The 1,102-nt window shown below is 37.7% G+C and carries 1 pseudogene; it reads right to left on the bottom strand.

The window, feature by feature from the left end:
• Positions 1–1,102: pseudogene (locus QUA80_RS33645) on the bottom strand (IS701 family transposase); the annotation flags it as partial.

Below are 1,102 nucleotides of genomic sequence, written 5' to 3' on the forward strand. Positions count from 1 at the left end.
AATAATTAAGCGAAGATTGTTAAGAATATTATTCCAGCCTTTTCCATCATCCCACCAGGGGTGTGAAGCCAACTTGGATTTTAATTGGGATTGTGAGGTAGCCGGCAACATTTGTTGAGAATGCAGGCTAACCATCAAGTAAGCACTACAAACCATTTCCCACCACCGCTCAATATCCGGGTAGTGAGTCAGACGATAATCCGCCCAACCTAATTCATTCTTACTTTGCTTCAAACCATACTCAACCCAAGTTCTTAATCCATAAAAGTTACCTACGTCTCTTGGCGTAAGACCGGGATATCTACTCATCACATACCAAGTAGAGTTCTCAGGTAAATTCTCACTATCTGTGGTAATCTGCCAATACCTGAGTTCTCCACGTTTTCCAGGAATGATTTCTCTAATAAAGCGCTTTTCTTGGCTAAGGTCAGAAAATACTCTTTGAAATTTATGCCACTTTGAATGTTGAATATGTTGCCGTGGAAGTATCTCCACATAATGATTTGAGCGAATTGCAACTATATATTTTTTCTTCAGTTCATCTAATACGGATATGAAATTCGTACTACTCTCTCCATATAAGCTATCTGCCAGGACTAAGTTGAAGTTAAAACCCATTGATGATAGCTTTTTTATCAACAGGGCTGCTATTTCTGGCTTAGTACGATATTTATCTTCTGGCTGTAATCTTTCACGGGGCTTATACACTTCAAACAATAACGGAAATGTCATCCCGCCAAAAACACCGTATGCTGTCACTACTACAATCCCATTATCTGTTTTCCCTAAGTTTCCTATATACTGACGTTTAACATAATCTGTATTATTACCTTTTTTCTTGTCTCCTGTTTCATCTATTATTAAAATGAATGGTCGATTTTTTAATAAGATGGAAAATTAACTCTAATCGCCGAATCCTTAACTCCTCTACTGACCACGGTGATGATGTTAAAAAATGGTGTAATCCTTGATGATTATCTAATCCAACGATTTTAGCTATCGCAGGCAGTGTCTTACGTTTTAGATCAGAAACACACCCTATATGAAGGTACTTAAAAGCCTCAAAACTCCTGACATCTGAAAACAGGCTTTTATACCATTG

The sequence above is a fragment of the Microcoleus sp. F4-D5 genome (genome assembly GCF_036704885.1).
In the GTDB taxonomy this organism is placed as follows: domain Bacteria; phylum Cyanobacteriota; class Cyanobacteriia; order Cyanobacteriales; family Microcoleaceae; genus Microcoleus.